At 33.3% G+C, this 18,403-nt stretch carries 21 protein-coding genes; all 21 read right to left on the reverse strand.

Translation table 11 applies throughout. From position 1 onward, the window contains the following. Positions 1 to 35 precede the first annotated feature (35 nt). The gene (locus tag JCM19034_RS17205) at positions 36 to 698 is read right to left on the reverse strand and encodes a FadR/GntR family transcriptional regulator (RefSeq protein WP_197276441.1); all 663 of its coding nucleotides are present in this window, start codon (positions 696 to 698) and stop codon (positions 36 to 38) included. A 292-nt stretch (positions 699 to 990) separates the two neighbouring features. Continuing rightward, entirely contained in the window at positions 991 to 2,190 is a 1,200-nt protein-coding gene (locus JCM19034_RS17210; protein ID WP_062051697.1) for an MFS transporter, read from the reverse strand. Between the two features lie 418 nt (positions 2,191 to 2,608). Then, positions 2,609 to 3,775 carry a nucleotide sugar dehydrogenase gene (locus tag JCM19034_RS17215; RefSeq protein ID WP_062051699.1) on the reverse strand — a complete coding sequence of 389 codons (1,167 nt, stop codon included), beginning with the start codon at positions 3,773 to 3,775 and terminating at the stop codon, positions 2,609 to 2,611. A gap of 18 nt (positions 3,776 to 3,793) precedes the next feature. Further along, positions 3,794 to 4,684: a UTP--glucose-1-phosphate uridylyltransferase GalU gene (gene galU / locus JCM19034_RS17220; RefSeq protein WP_062051700.1), complete on the reverse strand. Its 891-nt coding sequence runs from the start codon at positions 4,682 to 4,684 to the stop codon at positions 3,794 to 3,796. A 58-nt stretch (positions 4,685 to 4,742) separates the two neighbouring features. Next, complete coding sequence (locus JCM19034_RS17225) at positions 4,743 to 5,753, reverse strand: NAD-dependent epimerase (RefSeq protein ID WP_062051702.1); 1,011 nt, start codon at positions 5,751 to 5,753, stop codon at positions 4,743 to 4,745. Positions 5,754 to 5,912: 159 nt separating this feature from the next. Continuing rightward, positions 5,913 to 6,659 carry an FAD-binding protein gene (locus JCM19034_RS17230; RefSeq protein ID WP_062051704.1) on the reverse strand — a complete coding sequence of 249 codons (747 nt, stop codon included), beginning with the start codon at positions 6,657 to 6,659 and terminating at the stop codon, positions 5,913 to 5,915. A 22-nt stretch (positions 6,660 to 6,681) separates the two neighbouring features. Next, complete coding sequence (locus tag JCM19034_RS17235; protein ID WP_082394177.1) at positions 6,682 to 7,698, reverse strand: polysaccharide biosynthesis C-terminal domain-containing protein; 1,017 nt, start codon at positions 7,696 to 7,698, stop codon at positions 6,682 to 6,684. A 41-nt stretch (positions 7,699 to 7,739) separates the two neighbouring features. Further along, the gene (locus JCM19034_RS25285; protein ID WP_370622174.1) at positions 7,740 to 7,952 is read right to left on the reverse strand and encodes an oligosaccharide flippase family protein; all 213 of its coding nucleotides are present in this window, start codon (positions 7,950 to 7,952) and stop codon (positions 7,740 to 7,742) included. A gap of 50 nt (positions 7,953 to 8,002) precedes the next feature. Then, positions 8,003 to 9,001 carry a RimK family alpha-L-glutamate ligase gene (locus JCM19034_RS17245; protein WP_062051710.1) on the reverse strand — a complete coding sequence of 333 codons (999 nt, stop codon included), beginning with the start codon at positions 8,999 to 9,001 and terminating at the stop codon, positions 8,003 to 8,005. A 28-nt stretch (positions 9,002 to 9,029) separates the two neighbouring features. Continuing rightward, entirely contained in the window at positions 9,030 to 10,304 is a 1,275-nt protein-coding gene (locus JCM19034_RS17250) for a UDP-N-acetylglucosamine 1-carboxyvinyltransferase (protein ID WP_062051712.1), read from the reverse strand. Positions 10,305 to 10,333: 29 nt separating this feature from the next. Then, positions 10,334 to 11,455, reverse strand: a complete 1,122-nt coding sequence (locus tag JCM19034_RS17255) for a glycosyltransferase (RefSeq protein ID WP_062051714.1) — start codon at positions 11,453 to 11,455, stop codon at positions 10,334 to 10,336. Beyond that, positions 11,456 to 12,703 carry an O-antigen ligase gene (locus JCM19034_RS17260; RefSeq protein ID WP_062051716.1) on the reverse strand — a complete coding sequence of 416 codons (1,248 nt, stop codon included), beginning with the start codon at positions 12,701 to 12,703 and terminating at the stop codon, positions 11,456 to 11,458. Between the two features lie 48 nt (positions 12,704 to 12,751). Beyond that, positions 12,752 to 13,840, reverse strand: a complete 1,089-nt coding sequence (locus JCM19034_RS17265; RefSeq protein ID WP_062051718.1) for a glycosyltransferase family 4 protein — start codon at positions 13,838 to 13,840, stop codon at positions 12,752 to 12,754. Between the two features lie 482 nt (positions 13,841 to 14,322). After that, a complete protein-coding gene (locus JCM19034_RS25290) occupies positions 14,323 to 14,607 on the reverse strand; it encodes a glycosyltransferase family A protein (RefSeq protein WP_082394179.1) in 285 nt (94 codons plus the stop codon). Continuing rightward, positions 14,595 to 14,774, reverse strand: a complete 180-nt coding sequence (locus tag JCM19034_RS17275) for a glycosyltransferase (RefSeq protein WP_062051723.1) — start codon at positions 14,772 to 14,774, stop codon at positions 14,595 to 14,597. Before JCM19034_RS17275 ends, JCM19034_RS25290 begins: the two co-directional genes overlap by 13 nt. Before the next feature lie 12 nt (positions 14,775 to 14,786). Next, a complete protein-coding gene (locus JCM19034_RS17280) occupies positions 14,787 to 15,668 on the reverse strand; it encodes a hypothetical protein (RefSeq protein ID WP_197276443.1) in 882 nt (293 codons plus the stop codon). Next, the gene (locus JCM19034_RS22445) at positions 15,599 to 16,030 is read right to left on the reverse strand and encodes a hypothetical protein (RefSeq protein WP_197276444.1); all 432 of its coding nucleotides are present in this window, start codon (positions 16,028 to 16,030) and stop codon (positions 15,599 to 15,601) included. The genes JCM19034_RS17280 and JCM19034_RS22445 overlap by 70 nt, the downstream gene beginning before the upstream one ends. 31 nt (positions 16,031 to 16,061) lie before the next feature. Next, positions 16,062 to 16,877: a glycosyltransferase gene (locus tag JCM19034_RS17285; RefSeq protein WP_062051726.1), complete on the reverse strand. Its 816-nt coding sequence runs from the start codon at positions 16,875 to 16,877 to the stop codon at positions 16,062 to 16,064. A gap of 13 nt (positions 16,878 to 16,890) precedes the next feature. Further along, positions 16,891 to 17,472: an NAD-dependent epimerase/dehydratase family protein gene (locus JCM19034_RS17290; protein WP_370622169.1), complete on the reverse strand. Its 582-nt coding sequence runs from the start codon at positions 17,470 to 17,472 to the stop codon at positions 16,891 to 16,893. Positions 17,473 to 17,485: 13 nt separating this feature from the next. Next, positions 17,486 to 17,758 (reverse strand): NAD-dependent epimerase/dehydratase family protein, encoded by a 273-nt coding sequence (locus JCM19034_RS25295; RefSeq protein ID WP_370622170.1) that lies wholly within the window; start codon positions 17,756 to 17,758, stop codon positions 17,486 to 17,488. Continuing rightward, positions 17,755 to 18,390, reverse strand: a complete 636-nt coding sequence (locus tag JCM19034_RS17295) for a sugar transferase (protein ID WP_062051728.1) — start codon at positions 18,388 to 18,390, stop codon at positions 17,755 to 17,757. Before JCM19034_RS17295 ends, JCM19034_RS25295 begins: the two co-directional genes overlap by 4 nt. Positions 18,391 to 18,403 lie beyond the last annotated feature (13 nt).

Consider the following 18,403-nt stretch of genomic DNA (forward strand, 5'->3'; position numbering starts at 1 on the left):
GTCCTATCATCTATTCATCTGATGTTTGTAACAAACTATTTCATCCTTATATTTACTTCCGCCCAAAACTTCGCATCATCTACCTTTTGATCATTTATAGCTTTGTATAAGTTCTCGTGGTAGTGCGTATTGTCTTTATAAGCTTCTATATCAAGAATTAACGTACTTAACATATGGTGTAGCTCATTGGACAGTGTCTGATACATCGTAATTAATAGTGAATTGTGACTTGCCTCACCAATTGCAAAGTGAAACGCAATGTCATATTTAACATAGTTAGAGTACTCACCATTTTTTAAATAGGCATTTCGCTTATCAAGGTTTTCTCTCATTGTTAACAAATCTTCCTCTGTTCTCCGTTCAGCTGCTAGTGCGGAAATTTGAACTTCTAACATGCTTCTGACTTCATCAATTTCTTTCTTATTAGCCATCTTCAAACTACGTTCAAAGCTTTCTACAGGTAAGGAAATGACATAAGTACCATCGCCTTGCCTCACTTCTAAAACATTGGCGTGAACTAAAATCTTTACAGCCTCTCTGACGGTTGATCGACCAACATTAAACATTTCCATTAATTCGGGCTCTGTTGGAAGTTTATCACCCACTTTATACTTCCTTGAAAGAATAATAGACTGCAAATGAGCCAATACCTGATCTACAAGCTTTCGTTTCTGAACCTTGTAATTTACAGATTGCAAAACGCTCACCTCTTTCTAACTATTAAATTCATCATATGTTTAAGTGAAGTTTACCAGTTCCCTTAAATGAAACAACGAGTATGTCATATTTCTTCACTAAGTATTTGTATAGCTACTGTAGTAACACGTTATGAAGAAGCAAGTCATGAGGATGTATTAACCGCTTACAAGATACGCTTTTATCCAGCCTTTAAATTAACGATTGGACTTTTACGAATGTTACCTTTTTTGAGGATGAAAAAGAACCATCCTTGTTTATAGGTTTACGAACCTTCATAAACAAGGGATGGTTTTATACGGTCTTCTCTTTAACCTGTTTCCATTCATTTGCAGTCATGAATAGAGATAATATTAAACTAACAAGGAGTAGGCCGCTTAAGGAACTAAATGGAAGTGAGGCGTTACCAAGGCGTGTCAGTGTAGTCGTTACTATTGGTCCTAAACTTGCCCCAACAAATAAGAAAAAGGTATAAACAGATGTAACAATTCCTCTATTAGAACCTCCAAGCTTGCCAACTACTATAATCATCGTTGGAATGATGACTGAAATTCCACTAACAAACACTACACTCATAATAATTGTGACATATAGATGAGTACTAAATCCCATAACCAATAATCCAAGTATCGACAAACATAACCCAATACGAAGCAATCCGAAAAGTCCCACTTTCGAGCTAAAGAAACCTGAAAACGGAGATAATAAAATTCCTAATATACCCGCAACACGAACGAGAAAAACCTGTTGCTCATTGAAATCGAACGTATTAGTGAGATAAGTTCCTAAGGCAGTGTACATCCCAACGAAGGATAATAGAATAGTCAGTGCAATGCAGTATGAAATTACGATTTGTCTATCCTTAAATGGGAGTGCTAGTTTTTTTATAATAATAACAAGATCTTTATATTGGTCGCTACGGTCCTTTGGGAGAATTAATAGCATGAAAGCGGCAAGAACATACGTCACTCCAAAAAAGTAAAAGGCAGCTCTCCATTCAGCAAGAACTTCAACATAACTACTAACCAACTGACCTACAATACCAGCTAATAGAAATCCAAAGCTTATAAATCCAATAGCCGTACTTCGTTTATCGCTAGGAAACACGATACCCACATACGTCAGAGCCACTGGTGAAAACGTAGCTGCTGCAAGCCCCTGTAAGCCACGTAAGAAAAGAAGTTGATAATAACTATTGGAAAACCCAACAAGAAACGTCAGAAGACTTAAACAAACTAAGCCCCATACCATCACTCGTTTCATTCCTAATCGCTCTGACATAATACCAAAGAATAAGCATCCTAAAGAGAAAAAGATAGAAAAAACACTCCCTACCCATGCTGCTTGGTTTGATGTGAGATGAAACTCCTCTTGAAAAGAATGTAGGAGTGGTATCGTCATATATAGGGAGCTTAATACGACTAAGCCACACCAAAACAGAATAAATATTGCTAGGCCAATATTATTCATCGTCATAGTTTGATTTGCTTTCACTATTTTTACAATCCCTTCTACGTAATATCCTTTTTATAAACATAGATGAATTTGAATAGATAGAAGGAATCAATCAATTCTGCTTTTATACTCTTCTTATGAGCATTAGCATTTAATTGATCGTCGCTATTACAATAGTAAAGTATTACTATTAAAAATAAAAGAGAAATATAGGGGATTAAGCAATCGGTATGGTTGAGAATGTTGCTTTCTAGTGATACGTATAGGAGATTAGATAGAGTTAGGGTTTCCATCAGGAAAGAAGAATGGCACTGCACAGTCATGAAAAACGTTGGAAGAGAGTACATGCTATTTAACAGGTCATATGAGCAAATAACCACACAGTTGAGGGAATATTCTGAAATTAACCCTAAAAAAAGCTGAGGGAGCATCATTCCCCCTCAGCCTTCACACAGTATTAATCGCGTGCATACAAATCGCGCGTATACACCTTATCCTCAACTTCCTTCAATTCATCAGAAAGTCGGTTCGCAACGATGACATCACAGACTTCCTTAAATTCATCAAAATCTTTATAAACTTTTGAGTTATAGAACTCATCACCTTGGAATGCTGGCTCAAAAACGACAACTTCAACACCTTTTGCCTTAATGCGTTTCATAACACCTTGAATTGCCGATTGTCTGAAGTTATCTGAATCCATTTTCATCGTGAGACGATAAATACCGACGACTTTCGGATTACGCGTTAGAATCATATCAGCAACGTGATCCTTACGTGTACGGTTTGCATCAACGATGGCTCCCATAATGTTGTTTGGCACGTCCTCATAGTTTGCTAGCAGCTGCTTCGTATCTTTCGGCAAGCAGTAACCACCGTAACCAAATGAAGGATTATTATAATGCGTACCGATACGTGGATCAAGTCCAACCCCATCAATGATTTGCTTCGTATTCAAGCCTCTAACTTCAGCATATGAATCAAGCTCATTGAAGAACGCGACACGCATTGCTAAATACGTATTAGCAAACAGCTTAATCGCTTCTGCTTCCGTTGAATCCGTATATAGAATATCAATATCCTCTTTGATTGCTCCATCAGCTAAAAGGTTAGCAAATGTCTCCGCACGCTCAGAACGCTCACCGACGATGATACGAGAAGGGTATAAATTATCATATAACGCCTTTCCTTCACGTAGGAATTCCGGAGAGAAAATAATATTTTCTGTATTGTATTTTTCTCGCACTGACTCCGTATAGCCAACAGGTACAGTTGATTTGATAACCATTACGGCGTTTTGGTTAATTTTCAGTACATTTTCAATGACAGTTTCGACTGTACTCGTATCGAAATAGTTTTTCTCAGGATCATAGTTTGTAGGTGTTGAGATCACCACAAATTCCGCATCCTTCAATGCCTCTTCATTACTTGTTGTTGCCGTTAAGTTCAATTCCTTCGTTGCTAAAAACTCTTCGATCTCATTATCAACTATCGGAGAACGACGGTTGTTAATCATATCAACCTTTTCTTGAACGATATCAAGAGCAATGACTTCATTATGTTGAGCTAATAACACGGCATTCGATAAACCGACATAACCAGTACCTGCAATCGTGATTTTCATCGTACTTTTACACTTCCTTTATCTAGTTTCGATCGTTTCATTTGCTAACGTTTCTTCTAAATAACGTCGAACATCATTCCGTAAATCTTCACGCTGGAGAGCAAAGTCTAACGTTGCTTTCAAGAATCCAAACTTATCACCAACATCATAACGTAATCCAGCAAAATGATAAGCAAGAACAGCTTGCTCTTCTGTTAACTTATTAATCGCATCCGTTAGTTGGATTTCACCGCCTGCACCTGGTGGTAATGTCTCAAGAATCTCAAAAATTTCTGGACGCAAAACATAACGTCCCATAATTGCATAGTTCGATGGTGCTTCCTCTGCCTTTGGCTTCTCTACTAGCGATTGCGTATGAATAACACCTGATTCAACCTCTTCTCCTTTTGGAGCAATAATACCATATTTCGAGACATCTTGATCAGCGACTGGCTGAACACCAACAACAGACGATTGGTAACGATCAAACACTTCAATTAATTGCTGCAAGCACGGCTTTTCTGACTGAACGATATCATCACCAAGCAAGACGGCAAATGGTTCATCACCGATAAATGATTTGGCACATGCAATCGCATGCCCTAGCCCTAACGCTTCCTTCTGACGAATATAATGAATATTGGCCATGTTAGAAATTGACGTAACTTCATCAAGCAGAGCCATTTTGCCTTTCTTCAAGAGCGTTTCCTCTAGCTCATATGACTTATCAAAGTGATCCTCAATGGCCCGCTTACTACGTCCACTAATGATAATAATATCCTCAATACCTGATGCAATGGCTTCTTCTACAATATACTGGATCGTCGGCTTATCGACAATCGGTAGCATTTCCTTCGGTTGTGCTTTCGTTGCTGGTAGAAACCGTGTTCCTAGACCAGCAGCTGGGATGATGGCTTTGCGTACTTTCATATTACTCTCACTCCTATCTTTAATAAAGCCCTCCTTCAATAAGAAGGAGGGCTATTGATTACTTGACATTGTAATACTCTTTGTACCAATCAACAAAATTCTTTAAACCTTCGTCAATGGTTGTAGAAGGTTTGAAGCCTGTATCCTTCTGAAGCTCATCTATATCAGCGAACGTCGCTTTCACGTCACCTGGTTGCATCGGCAAGAATTCCTTTTTCGCCTCAATTCCTAAGTGCTTCTCCAACGTCTGAATAAATTCCATTAGCTTCACCGGCTGATTATTACCGATGTTATACACTTTATATGGAGCATAGCTAGAGCTTGGATTTGGTTCTTCCCGATTCCAATCAGGATTTGCCTTAGGGGGCTTGTCCAACAGACGTACAATCCCATCAACAATATCATCAATATAAGTGAAATCACGCATCATCTCACCATTATTGAATACTTTAATTGTCTTACCTTCAACAATGTTCTTCGTAAATGAGAAATATGCCATATCAGGACGGCCCCAAGGACCATATACAGTAAAGAAACGAAGCCCTGTCGTTGGAATATTATACAAATGGCTATACGTATGAGCCATCAATTCATTCGACTTCTTCGTTGCCGCATACAAGCTAACAGGATGATTCACCTCATCCGAGGTAGAGAACGGCATCTTTACGTTTGCACCATATACAGAGCTTGAAGAAGCATAGATTAAGTGCTTCACATTATGATGTCGGCATGCTTCTAAAATGTTAACAAAACCAACTAGGTTGGAGTCAACGTAAGCATGAGGGTTTTCTATACTGTAACGGACGCCAGCTTGGGCAGCTAGGTTGATGACGATGTCGATGTTTTCTTTCTCGAAACAGCGATTCAGAGCATCACGATCAGCTAAATCCTCCTCATAAAACGTGAAATTATCAAACTTATTTAGGATTTCTAAGCGGTCTTTTTTTAATTGGACTTCGTAGTAGTCGTTAAGGTTGTCGTAACCAATAACAGAAATATTATTCTCTAATAAACGCTTTGACAAATGGGTACCGACAAAACCGCCAGCACCGGTTACTAAAATTCTCATTTCTAATCTCCAGTCCTTCCTTAAATCACTTTCCACTCTAGCTCTAGGTCAATTCCGAAATGCTCTTTTACTTTTTTCTTGGCTAAATCAATAATGTGTAATACATCTTCAGGTTCGCATTATCTACATTCACAATAAAACCTGGATGTTTTTCAGATATCATTGCACCATTTTTCGATATCCTCTTAAACCTAATTCGTCAAATAATTTCCAAATGTAGAAATCCTCACCGTTTAATGATGGCCTTTTAAATACACTTCCTGCATTTGGGTAATTCCTCGGTTGCTTCAAGTAACGCTTCTTTTTAATTAACATTAATTTATCTAATAATTCTTCATAATCCTCGACTTGTTGTTCCCTAGATGCTTTCAATTTAGTAGAGAGTATAATACAATTTCGATCTGTCCATTTTGATGTTCTTCTGCCAAAATCATTGAGAACTACTGGTTCAGTTATTATTTGATCTTGATCAATATCATAGTAGGTTATTTCGTCTACTAATTGTCCTATATTATCTTCATAAGTGCCTGCATTCATAATGATAGCACCACCTAGACTTCCAGGAACATCCTCTAGAAACTCATAACCTTTGATTCCATTTTCAAGAGCGTACCAGCTAAGTTTTGAAAGCGAAGCTCCAGCCTCACAAACAATTTGTCCATTAGAGTAATCAATTGAGTCCATTAATTTAAAACTAACAAACACATAGCTGTCATCATAATAATTTTTTGAAAATAAAATGTTTGAGCCGTTACCAATAATCACTATTTTGCTTTGTTTGTATTCGTGATAAATCTCTTTGATTCCTTTATGGGTTAAAGGGTAAGCCATGTTTTTTGCTATAGCATCAATACGAAGGGTATTATGTTTTTTTAATGTGCATTCTTGAATTAGAATGTAGTTCATAAAATCCCTCCTTTTAAGTAATTTATTTTTTTATTTTCATAACATAACTTTTCACTATAGAGTAATCTTTTTTATTTAGCAGAATAAAATCTTTAAATTTCACATTACCTCTCTTAACGAAAATAATTATATATAGAACTCCGTAGAAAAAATAAGCAATTGTTGAAGAAATCGCAGCACCATTTATCCCTATCAAAGGAATTAAAGCCCAGTTCAGGGCTACATTTATTAACAGTACTATGAATGTTATTAATAAATGAATTTTTGTTATTCCTTCAGTATAGAAGAAATTTGCAGCCACTTTAGCAATAGATGCAAAAATGACACCTATGAAAAGTACTATCGTAACTACAATAGCACCTTGGAATTCCTTTCCATAAACAAAAGGGATAATTGGACTTAAAATTAATCCAATTATGACTAAAAAACTACATACATACATTGTTAGCTTGGTTGTTGTAGTAGTTATAACTTCTCTTTCCTCTATAGAGTTATTATTCATATTAAATAATTTACCTCTTAATGGTATAATAATACTATGAGGAATAATAAAAACCAGTTCTGCAAGCTGTACTCCTATACTATAAACTCCTAGTTGAGACATGCCTAAATACCCTTCAACCATAAATTGATCAACTTTATAGGTTAGAAAAATCATGGCAGAACTTAAATATAATATAAATCCGTATCTTAGCTGAGAAGATATTAATTTTTTATCAATAGTAAACTTAAAGCTGAACTTCAAATTTCTAACCATCAAAATTACTGGAAATAGAAATACAAAAACATTTAATAAAATGAAAATATTTACATTAATTAAATCAAAATAGTATAAAAATATTATACTTAGAAATTTTATCAGTGTAGCTTTCATTTTAAAGTTATTTTGAATATATGTTTTTTCTTTTACCATGTATATTGATTTAAAATTAGATTCCAAAAAGTTCGAGTATACATATAATATACCTGCTACAATGAGAAGAAAACTAAAGTCCGCCAAAAACAAGCCTTTGTTATATAAAAATGAAAACAAAATCATGTAAAAAATAACAACTAACGTAATAAAGGTGAAGTTATTGTTTATAATCTTTTCATTATCATAATTGGTTTTTTTATATAATACCCTAATGAATCGTTGATTCCAAAATTACCAAATCGAGCAATCATGCCAAAAAACAACATAAAATAGGCAACTTGCCCCTTTCCCTCCGGACCTAAAGCACGTGCTACTAATACGCTAATTATAAATCCTAGTAACATAATAACTATTTGTGTTATAAATGTACTTTTTATATTTTTTTATAAGACATTTAACACCTCGAGTTGATTTACATTTTATTAGACTAGTTTTGAATTCTATTGATCATCCATATATATGCATTAGCATACTCCTCATCCAAATCAGATTTTTTAGCTATTTCTAACCATTCATTGTTCTCCTTAATATAATAAGATGAAGAATTCAATAAAGTTATAGGCCCAAAATTCAAAGCTTGAATTTCAATAATATATGCATTTTCCCCATCAAATGCTAAATCTACAGAAAGAAAAGGAGTATTTAAATTCAAAAAAGTTTCTCTAGCTTTCTCTAAAACTTCAAGTGGAGGGCTTATATACGCAAAGTCTCCACTACCACTAGCTCTAAAATCATTCTTTCTAACTTTTCTATTGAGAACATAATATTTTTCCCCAAAAATCAATACCTTCCAATCATCCTTAAGGTTTGGAACAAATTCTTGTAAAACAACTCTCGATACTCCTGCATAATCTTTCTTTTTTTTCTTTATAAATTTTTTTAGAGTATCTTTTAATCTTAAACCCTGCTGTTTATTTATTATTCGGGAATAATGGTCTTCTACTTCTTTACTATCATTAACCTTATAAACACCTTTACTACTAGCACTTACCATTTCTTTCATAACAATAGGATATTTAATTTGGTCACTTAATTCATAGAAGCTATTTATATTAGACAAATACCTGTACCCTAAAGATTCAATTCCTAGATTAGTTTTGTATAATTCTTGAAATCCTTTATCATCAAATGCTTTGAATAATTCGTAATTTGGTAGTAGGTGGTTATTCTTCCCTAATAAATATATTACATGATCAATATATTTATTATATTCTTGATTTTTTGACGCAGAATATATAATATAGCTATTCTCTATAGTTGAGTAATAGTGATAATTAGCTGCAATTTCCTCAAAACTCGTTATATCAAAATGATAACCTTCTTCTGTTAAAATTTTTTTTATTTTAACTACATCTAGACTTTCATCTTTTGTTTTTTTTCTACGTAAAAATCCTCGATAATCAGTAATAATTAGATTTTTCTTCAAGACTAGCACTCCATTCACAAATTAATATTTAATTAAGTAAAATATTTGCACCTAGATTACCCAGTTTTTCATGAATATTTTCATACCCACGGTTAATTTGCGAAATGTTTGTGATAACAGTCTCCCCTTCTGCAAACAATCCAGCTAATATACAAGCTGCTCCTCCACGAAGATCTGTTGCTCTAACTTCAGCCCCCTGTAGTTGTTTCCCTCCATTGATAATAGCTGTATTGCCAAATGCACTAATATCAGCATTAAATTTCTTCAACTCTTCGACATATTGGAATCGATCAGTAAAACGAAGGTCGGCTATCGTACTTGTCCCTTTTGCTGTTAAAGCAAGCGTCGCGAAAATTGGTTGCATGTCTGAATTAATTCCTGGATATGGTGCAGTAAATAAATCAAATGGTTTCTTTTGTCCTTTTCCTGATACATATAATGAAGATCCCCATTCAAATACTTGAACACCAGCAAGACTTAAATAACGAACATCCTCTTTGATAAAAGAAGTATTAAAGTTGGGTATTGATATTTCTCCACCGGTTACACCAGCTGCAACAGCATACGTTACCGCTTCGTCCCATCCAGGCATAACTGCAACCTCTATACCACCAGGAATGCTAGCTTGTCCTTCAACAGTTACCACTCGATTACTACAAGTTACCTTGGCTCCCATAGCATTTAATAGTTCCGCAAGTTGAATGACTTCTGGGCGAGTGTTTGCATTTAAAAGGGTAGTCCTGCCTTGTGAAATTGCAGCTGCAATCATGACATTTTCTGTTCCCGAAGTAGTTGGTAAATAAAACTCAATATCATTGCCGATTAACCCTTGAGATGATAAAAAGAGACCTTGATCATTTTCCTCTACCTTAGCTCCTAACTTTTCCATACCTAAGATATGTAGATCATACTTACGATCTCCTATCTTACATCCACCTGGTAGTGGTAACTCAATTTCCTCACTAAAAGCTGCAGTAAGACCTAACAGTAGAAGTGAATATCTAATTTCACTAGCTCTTTTTGGAGCTACTTTTTGATTAGGAAAGTTACCTCTTCTACAAGATACAGTTGTTCCATCTATTATAATTTCTGCACCTAACTCACTTAAAATGTCTATTAAGATTTTTACATCTCGGAGGTTAATTGGTACATTTTTAAGAATTGTAAAATTCATACCTAAGCATGCCGCTACAATCATTGGAAGTGCAGCATTTTTAGCACCAGATAAGTGAACTTCACCAAATAATGCTTTTCCGCCTTTTACAGCTATTTTTTTGTCTTCGTCAACTTTTATAATTGTCATCAATAATATCCTCCCTGTCTAAACAGTATTCAGTTTAAATTTAAATATAATTTTTCTAAATCCTCTATATATAATTCTTTAGAAAAACATTCTTTTATCATTTTATATGAATAATCTCCCTTTAAAGTGAGTTCATTTTCATGTGTTGTAGCTAACTTTAAATTATTATACACACTTTCTACACTGTATTCATTTATCATATATCCATTTTTGGAAGTAACAAATTTATCTGTATTACCAACGTTTGTAGCAATAATTGCATTTTTCATGTACATTGCTTCTAGTATACTTTGTGATGGGTAATTATCCGGATAAATCAAAGAGACAAAAATTTTACTCTTTCTTAAATAAGAATAGATATCTTTCGAGTATTCTATAATTACTCTATTATCATCAATTTCACTTTGCAAAATATCGTTAATCTCCTTTTCAAGAGGACCCTTCCCAAGAATAACAACATTCCAATCACTCTTTTCAGATAATAACTTTTTAACTGACTTAGCAAAAAGTATCGGATTTTTCCTTTCAATAAACCTTGAAGCATAAACGATTAAATTCTCTTTTTTCTTCGATATATCATTCTCATTTTCTATATTGTCTGGTGAAAAGAATGGTATTGGCGAGCAATATAATTGAGTTTCTTTTAGTTTATTTATTTTGTTCAAATTATTTCTTACTTTTAAATCGACTCCTGGACTAACACTTATAATTTTATTGAAATGTGATATTATCCTCTTATATTTTGTATGAACTTCATTGGCAATATCGGGACTTGTTATTTCAGCAATTACTTTTACTCCTAATAACTTTCCTATTATTGAATAGCTTAACGCTCCTAAAGCACTATGCATTGTGCCTATATTTTCCTGTATTATTAACTGTATTAGCCTTCTAATAGTAAATAAAGATCTGAAATATTTACTGTTCTTATTCGTGTTAATTATTTTTAAAACTTTCTCATTCATTAGAGGTTTAAGTTTATTTGCAATTTCCTGATCTTTCAAGCCTAAATCGTATAAATTAGAATTTACTATTAATAATATGTCATCTCTTTTTCTATTTAAATCAAAAGCTATTCGAATAAACCTTTTTTCAGCTCCAGAAAGTGATTTACTCATTATAAATATGGCTATCTTCTTTTTATAATACATTTACATTTCCAATCCTTTTCTCAAATCATTATTTTGAGCTAAAATAACTGCCCTAAAACCTAAACAAATTAATAATTGAACTTCAAAACGAAAATATCCTACCATAGTAAAATGAGCAATAAGTAAGGTTACAATTATTGAAATCGCAAATAAGCTATATTGGCTCTTAGCTCTCAAAGATTTTTTTAAGATAGTGAAATATGGATAGAAGTAAACAACTAATCCTATAATACCTATTCCAACAAGTAACTCAACATATGTATTATGGGAATATGTGTACCAACCAGTTGTTAATCCATATAGTTCTCTATATGAATTAGCTCCATGTCCTAAAAAAGGACTTTCCTTAAACCAAGCGAGACCTAGCGAAATCATATCTCTCCTTATCATCGTACTTCCATCAATTGAGCTTTGATCATTAGAAAATACATTAAAAAAAGAATCTAGTCTGTATCCAATACTTTCATATATAAAAGGAATATTAAATACCGAATACAATATAAACAAACTACTTATTGTTATAAAAAAGAATGAAGCTATCTTTTTCCTAGTATTTAAATAAAAGAATATCGTTATCATAAATAAAGAAATAAACAATGCTGTTCTTGATCCTGTCATTATTACGATAATATTGAAACCAATTATTGCTAGGAGGAAAAACGTTTTGGATATACCTTTTTTATGAGTTTCATACAAAAAATAAGCTATGAACGCTGTAATTGCCATTACAATCCCAATATAATTTGAGTTCCAAGAATCTCCAAGATTATCTACTCCAAGTCTGCCAGAAGTTAATCCTGAAATGCCTAAAGTATTAATAATATATATTACATTTATCAAATTCGCATACAAATACAACTTTAATATCCAATGGAAATTTGACTTATTACAACACATTATAGAAATACAACTCAAACTAAAACTTGTAACAATCAATCTATTTACATCAATCATTGTAAAATCATTATTTACTGACCAAAATAAAGAAAAGATACTTAATAACACAAAAGAATTATACCAACCTATAAAAAGAAGTGTATCTTTCTTTATTGAAAAATTAGTTTTTAATAAGTACAATAGCAATCCCACAAAAAGTAACCCGTGAACTCCCCACCAAATTATTTGAATTTGGAAATCTAGATTAAATACTACTATGAAAAATATTAATAAAATCAACTTTTGAATATAACCTAGATTATATATTGTTCCTTTCTTAAAAGCTTCGTCTTGTTTACTTATTACTTCCATTAATGATTCTCCATTCAGACATAGTTTATGCTAGTAATATTTTTAGAGTTAACCATTGTAAATTTTTGCAATAAACTTCTCCCAATCTGAGTAAATTTTTGTTGGCGAGTGCGTTTTAATTATCTCTCTTGCGTTACTTCCCATTTTTTCAGCTTCTTCATTATTTCTAATAAAATATCTTATTGCTTCTGCTAATTCATTAATTGAACCATTGGACACAAGTAAACCATTCTCTTTGTGACGAATTAACTCTTTAGCTCCTCCAGGTCTACAGTCAGTAGATATACAAGGTAAGCCTAAAGCCATCCCTTCCATTAAAGCATTTGGCATTCCTTCATAATCTGAAGATAGAATAAACATTTCAGAATCAACTATTTCTTTAAATAATTGATTTGAAGTTCCTTTAAAATGTACTTTCCCTTCAAGATTTAACTCTTTGGTTAACTGTTTCAATTCATGTTCAAGTTCACCAGTTCCATATATTTCAAGTCTGCGATCTGGGTACTCATTACTAATTTCCGCAAATGCCTTTAACAGTAATTCCTGATTTTTCTGTGGATGTAACCGTCCCACATTCACAATTTTCTTCATCTTGTTCTGAGGAATTACGTAATTTTTTGAATCTATGAATACAGGATTATGGATAATTGCACTTTTTCTTTGGACTGACTCTGAAAAAATTTGCTTAGCACCTTCTATTTGAAATACAAATCCATCTACTCTTCTAAATACTAAACTCCTTACTATTTTACTAAGATTACTGTATTGTTTAGCGGTTGGATCTGCTCTTTCCGAATATATAGTTTTAAAACCTATACGTTTTGACATCATAGCAGCAAATACAACTAGCTGTAACCAGAATGATATGACTATATCAGGTTTAATTTCATTTAATTTATTTTTCAATAAAATAAATCGTTTATATACTTTGTTTAACTTTCCACCTTTAGTGTCTTCTATAAATTCACATTTTACTTTTTTCGAAATTTCAAAATGAGGTTTATCATTATGGAAAGATATTAATGTAATATCGTACCCTCTATTAGCTAATTCATTAGCTAACATTATCAATGATTTTTGTGCTCCACCTACACCTGATATAAAACCAAGTAAAACAATTTTTTTAGGCCTACACATTTGATGTACACTTCCTTTTATGATAATAAATTAACATTAATTAAAATGAATTCCTCTTCCTGTCCATATATCTACTGTACAGATCTAAATATGCTCTTGGATTGAAACCAATTTTCTTTATAACATAGTAAATTGTTTTTTTAATTCTCTTTTCTCTCAATAGTAACAAAATAATTTCAAAATAGTGGACAGCATACATTCTTTTTTGTGTTTTTTATCATACAACTGAAAATGTCTTTTCATTTTCAAAAAAAAGTGTTCCTTAATTTCTATGAATTTTTCTGAGTTAGGTCTATTGCCCCCAACTTCTGTATGGAGTAATACCTGATAATCAGTAAGTACGGATAACTTATTATCTATTAAAAAATCAAGTAACAATTGTAAATCTTGATGCCTTATCATTGACTCGTCAAAACAGCCTGATTTTATAAGAGAATGTTTTTTAAATAGTACAGTAGATGTAAACACTGCAACTGATCGTTCTAAAACTTTTTTATGCAAATTTTCAGCAGTATATGGTGTAGCTTTCTAATCGGTTTGCCATTATTATAAATAGTGTATAAACAAGTAACACCTTCACAGTCCTTATTATTCTCAATTTCCCTAACCTGCAATTCAATTTTATTTGGCAACCATTCGTCATCATCATCTAAAAAGGCAATATATTCGCCTTTAGAAACCCTTATTCCAACATTTCTAGCAGCAGCTCCATTTATATGCTTGTCTTGTTGAACGTATCTAACTCTAGAATCATCTATTTTTTTAATTTTTCTTGAACATCCAAACTATATTCATCATTTGGATTATTATCATCTACTACGATTACTTCTAAATTTTTATGTGTTTGCTTTAAAATGCTATTTATCGCCCTAATTAGGGAGTCACTTCTTTTATATGTTGGAACAATACATGAAACCAATCTACTTCTATCCATTTCTAACTCTCCTTAATATATGTTTAACACATAAAGTCCTCTTTTACCTTCAAACACCGAATCAATACACACTATATTTCCTGACCTATTCCATCTTGGGTGCAAGTCACATCTGAAATCATTATCATATTTAAAAGGGGCGAAGACTCTAGCAACTTTTGTTACTTCACTATCCTTAATAATAAATACGGTACCTACCCTTGCACGATCTGGATAAGTGTCTGTAACTACCATACTACCCTCTGGAGAGTAACTTGGATGACCATCAACATTTAATTCCGGCCACATTCTTTGATATTGATTTGTTTTATCTCGCATTAAATAATATCCGTTCCCTAAATCATTTTTCCTTGCATAAGCTAGAATTTCTTGGTCATTCTTCCAACAGCAATGTGATGTCATATTATCATCATTAAGATTAAACATCTCTGTACCATCTATATTAACTGAAACTAATCGAGTATATTTTGTAGAGCCATCAAACCATCTGTGTAAAACCATAAATCTATCTCCAGACGGATTTAGCATAATATGATTAACCTTATGTTCTGCCCCTTTCATTTCAGGCCTTGGTTCAAATGTAGCAAAATCTATATAGTTAAATAATGGAGTGATCTTATTGTTTTTTAAATTTATATGCCAAATACATGGTTTTTCTGGGCATTTTTCATCTTTAGTCGTTTCCTCTATGTTAGAATAACCATAACCCTTTCTTAACCTGTGTAAGCGTGAAAAATCTAAAGAAAGTGCAAATTCACCATTTTCAGCAACACTATATACAGGCATTTCTATAACTCTTTCTTCTTGTGTTTTTACATTTAAAATTACTGAACAATATCTACCATCCCTAAAATCATTGAATATAATCTCTTCCTTGAAATCAGGCCAAGCCATTGTAGCATACAACCTTGCTGTACATTCCATGTACGTGTTTTCCCAATTACCTCATAGGAATTATTATTTTCAGTATCAATTAAAATGATATCTGCTGCTTCTTTAGGTGCAACAGACTTAGTAGTATCTTTGACTCTTAAGCAAAGCATAAAGCGATCTGTTGCATCCCAAGGTGACTTATCATAATAGCCAAAGAAATATTCATATTCATCTTGAGGAGTTACTCGCTTAATATCTCCTTCTGATTTAATTTTTTTTGAGACACTATACATACCCAATTGATAAGAACGCTTCACCATTCTCTTCAATATAGGCATTTTATTTAAAGAATGATTGACACTATTTTCAATTTTCTTTAACAATTTTACTCCTCCTATCATTCGCAAAATAACATTATGACCTTCTAGGGTCTACTAATTTTAAAAAACTATTAATTGGTTTTCTAATTCTATACGGTAAAATTCCCTTTAAAAATGAAACAGTCACACCGATATAAGCTATAGGTGATGCTTTTACTTTCCATGACCCCGTAAAACCCATTTTAACTTGTTGGAATTGAACTTTAATATCATTTTTCTTATAGTAATCGTCTGTTGCTCTATAATAAAGAAGTGGTTGGTCAATATTATGAAACTGCAATTTTCCTTCTTGACACCTGAACCACAAATCATAATCTTGCCTTCTACGTAAATTTTTATCGTAGGAGCCGACTTTCTCTATCGCTTTCTTTTTAAATAATACAGTAGGGTGAATAAAAGGACATGTCCAAATTAAACTCGCAATTTTTTCATGTGTTGTCGGTACTTTTCTTAATTCTATTTCATTACCTTTTGCGTCAATATCCATTACATAACTACCGATGATATCCGTATTAGGGTGCTCCGCAACATAATTCATTTGAAGCAGCAAACGATCCTCACGAGCAATATCATCTGCATCCATTCTAGCTATCCACTTTGTTGTAGCTTGGGATACCCCTTCTGCTAGATTATAACTCAAACCCTTATTTTCTTTATTTTTAATCAGTTTAATACGTTGATCCTTTTCAGCAAACTCTTTTAATATTTCATAACTACCATCTGTTGATGCGTCATCTATAATAAGAAACTCAAAGTTTTCATATGTTTGGTTTAAAATACTTTCTACACTTTCCTCTAAGTATTGTTCATCATTATAGACGCTCATTAATACGGTTACTTCTGGTTTCATTTCACCCATCCTCTCAGTGATTTATTATTTCAGTTTGTTTAATTGTCTCACTGAAGCGATGTACTACATAATCGTCTTTATAAGAACTCATCTTAGAATCATACACCAAATTCCCAAACACTTTATTCAAAATACCAATTCTGTTAATAAACGGTTTTAACATAAAATTAAACCACTTTACTATCTTTACCTTTCGCCCATGTACTTCTCCAATCATACGCACCATATCACTAGTTTTCACATACTCTGCATTTTGTGGAAAAAATAATCCTTTTTCTTCATTCTCAATCATTAAACGAATGAATTCAGAAAGATTGTCAACATGAAGCATACTTCTTTGGTTATCGATATCAGGGAAAATCGGTAACAGCCTGGCTGCTTTTGCTAATTTCGGATAATTCCCTTTCGAACCTTTCCCGTATATCATTGGCGGTCGTATAATGACAACTTTGAATTTAGAATTCGAAAGTGGTTTTATCCCTTCCTCTGCCTGAAGTTTACTGTTCCCATAAAAATTACTTGGAGTCGGTATCGTATTCTCATCTATTACTCTCGCTTCACGTGTACTATCACCATAGACGATAATACTACTCATGAAAATAAATTGTTTAACTCCATCTTCTTTTTGCTTTTTTCGCTACTTCAATCGTAAGATCCCGATTGACTCGATAATAGAGCTCCTCTTGCTTCGGATCAGAAGAAACATGAGCAATTCCCGCAAGATGTAACACGACATCATAGTCAGATAGATTCTTCTCTTTCCAAGAGTCATCTCGCACACTAATAAAATCGATCTCGTAATCATAGTCACCTTTTTCAATCCACTCATGGAAGCATTTCCCTACATAGCTGTTCGAACCGGTTATGAGTATTCTTTTCATTCAGAAGCTCTCCCCTTTTTTCGGTTAGCCTCATTACTAGCCATAGCTCCTGTTCCTCCTTCGACAACTCCATCACTTTTAAAGACACTGACAATTGTCCCGAAGAAACACTTTACATCCATCGCTAGGCCAATTTTGTCGACATACTCCCCGTCAAGTTGTGCTTTTATATCAATCGGCAATTCATCTCTTCCATTAATTTGTGCCCATCCTGTTAACCCTGGAGGTACATCATTCGCACCATATTTATCTCTCTCTGCAATTAAATCATACTGATTCCATAGTGCTGGGCGCGGCCCGATAATACTCATTTCCCCTACGAAAATGTTCCATATTTGTGGAAGCTCATCTAGTGACGTTTTACGAAGAAACTTACCAACTTTAGTAATGTATTGATCTGGATTTCCCAACAAGTGTGTCGGTGTATCCTTTGGTGTATCAATACGCATCGTCCGGAATTTTAATATATGAAAATGCTTTTTATGTAGACCTACGCGTTTTTGTTTGAAAAGAACCGGACCTTTTGATTCAGCCTTAATCGCTACAATTAAAAGTAGAAAAACAGGTGAAAGTAAAATCATTCCTACTAATGAAAGGATGATATCTATAACTCTTTTACACTTCATATACATGGAACACACACTC

This window comes from Bacillus sp. JCM 19034, from assembly GCF_001310635.1.
In the GTDB taxonomy this organism is placed as follows: domain Bacteria; phylum Bacillota; class Bacilli; order Bacillales; family Bacillaceae_D; genus Halalkalibacter.

Excerpts from the sequence above, each read along its gene's own strand:
- JCM19034_RS17215 (WP_062051699.1), bottom strand. The coding sequence starts at position 3,775 with ATGAAAATCACGATTGCAGGTACTGGTTATGTCGGTTTATCGAATGCC.
- galU (WP_062051700.1), bottom strand. The coding sequence starts at position 4,684 with ATGAAAGTACGCAAAGCCATCATCCCAGCTGCTGGTCTAGGAACACGG.
- JCM19034_RS17225 (WP_062051702.1), bottom strand. The coding sequence starts at position 5,753 with ATGAGAATTTTAGTAACCGGTGCTGGCGGTTTTGTCGGTACCCATTTG.
- JCM19034_RS17230 (WP_062051704.1), bottom strand. The coding sequence starts at position 6,659 with ATGAACTACATTCTAATTCAAGAATGCACATTAAAAAAACATAATACC.
- JCM19034_RS17235 (WP_082394177.1), bottom strand. The coding sequence starts at position 7,698 with ATGATTTTGTTTTCATTTTTATATAACAAAGGCTTGTTTTTGGCGGAC.
- JCM19034_RS17250 (WP_062051712.1), bottom strand. The coding sequence starts at position 10,304 with ATGACAATTATAAAAGTTGACGAAGACAAAAAAATAGCTGTAAAAGGC.
- JCM19034_RS17255 (WP_062051714.1), bottom strand. The coding sequence starts at position 11,455 with ATGTATTATAAAAAGAAGATAGCCATATTTATAATGAGTAAATCACTT.
- JCM19034_RS17260 (WP_062051716.1), bottom strand. The coding sequence starts at position 12,703 with ATGGAAGTAATAAGTAAACAAGACGAAGCTTTTAAGAAAGGAACAATA.
- JCM19034_RS17265 (WP_062051718.1), bottom strand. The coding sequence starts at position 13,840 with ATGTGTAGGCCTAAAAAAATTGTTTTACTTGGTTTTATATCAGGTGTA.
- JCM19034_RS17275 (WP_062051723.1), bottom strand. The coding sequence starts at position 14,774 with ATGGATAGAAGTAGATTGGTTTCATGTATTGTTCCAACATATAAAAGA.
- JCM19034_RS17280 (WP_197276443.1), bottom strand. The coding sequence starts at position 15,668 with ATGGCTTGGCCTGATTTCAAGGAAGAGATTATATTCAATGATTTTAGG.
- JCM19034_RS17285 (WP_062051726.1), bottom strand. The coding sequence starts at position 16,877 with ATGAAACCAGAAGTAACCGTATTAATGAGCGTCTATAATGATGAACAA.
- JCM19034_RS17290 (WP_370622169.1), bottom strand. The coding sequence starts at position 17,472 with ATGAGTAGTATTATCGTCTATGGTGATAGTACACGTGAAGCGAGAGTA.
- JCM19034_RS25295 (WP_370622170.1), bottom strand. The coding sequence starts at position 17,758 with ATGAAAAGAATACTCATAACCGGTTCGAACAGCTATGTAGGGAAATGC.
- JCM19034_RS17295 (WP_062051728.1), bottom strand. The coding sequence starts at position 18,390 with ATGTATATGAAGTGTAAAAGAGTTATAGATATCATCCTTTCATTAGTA.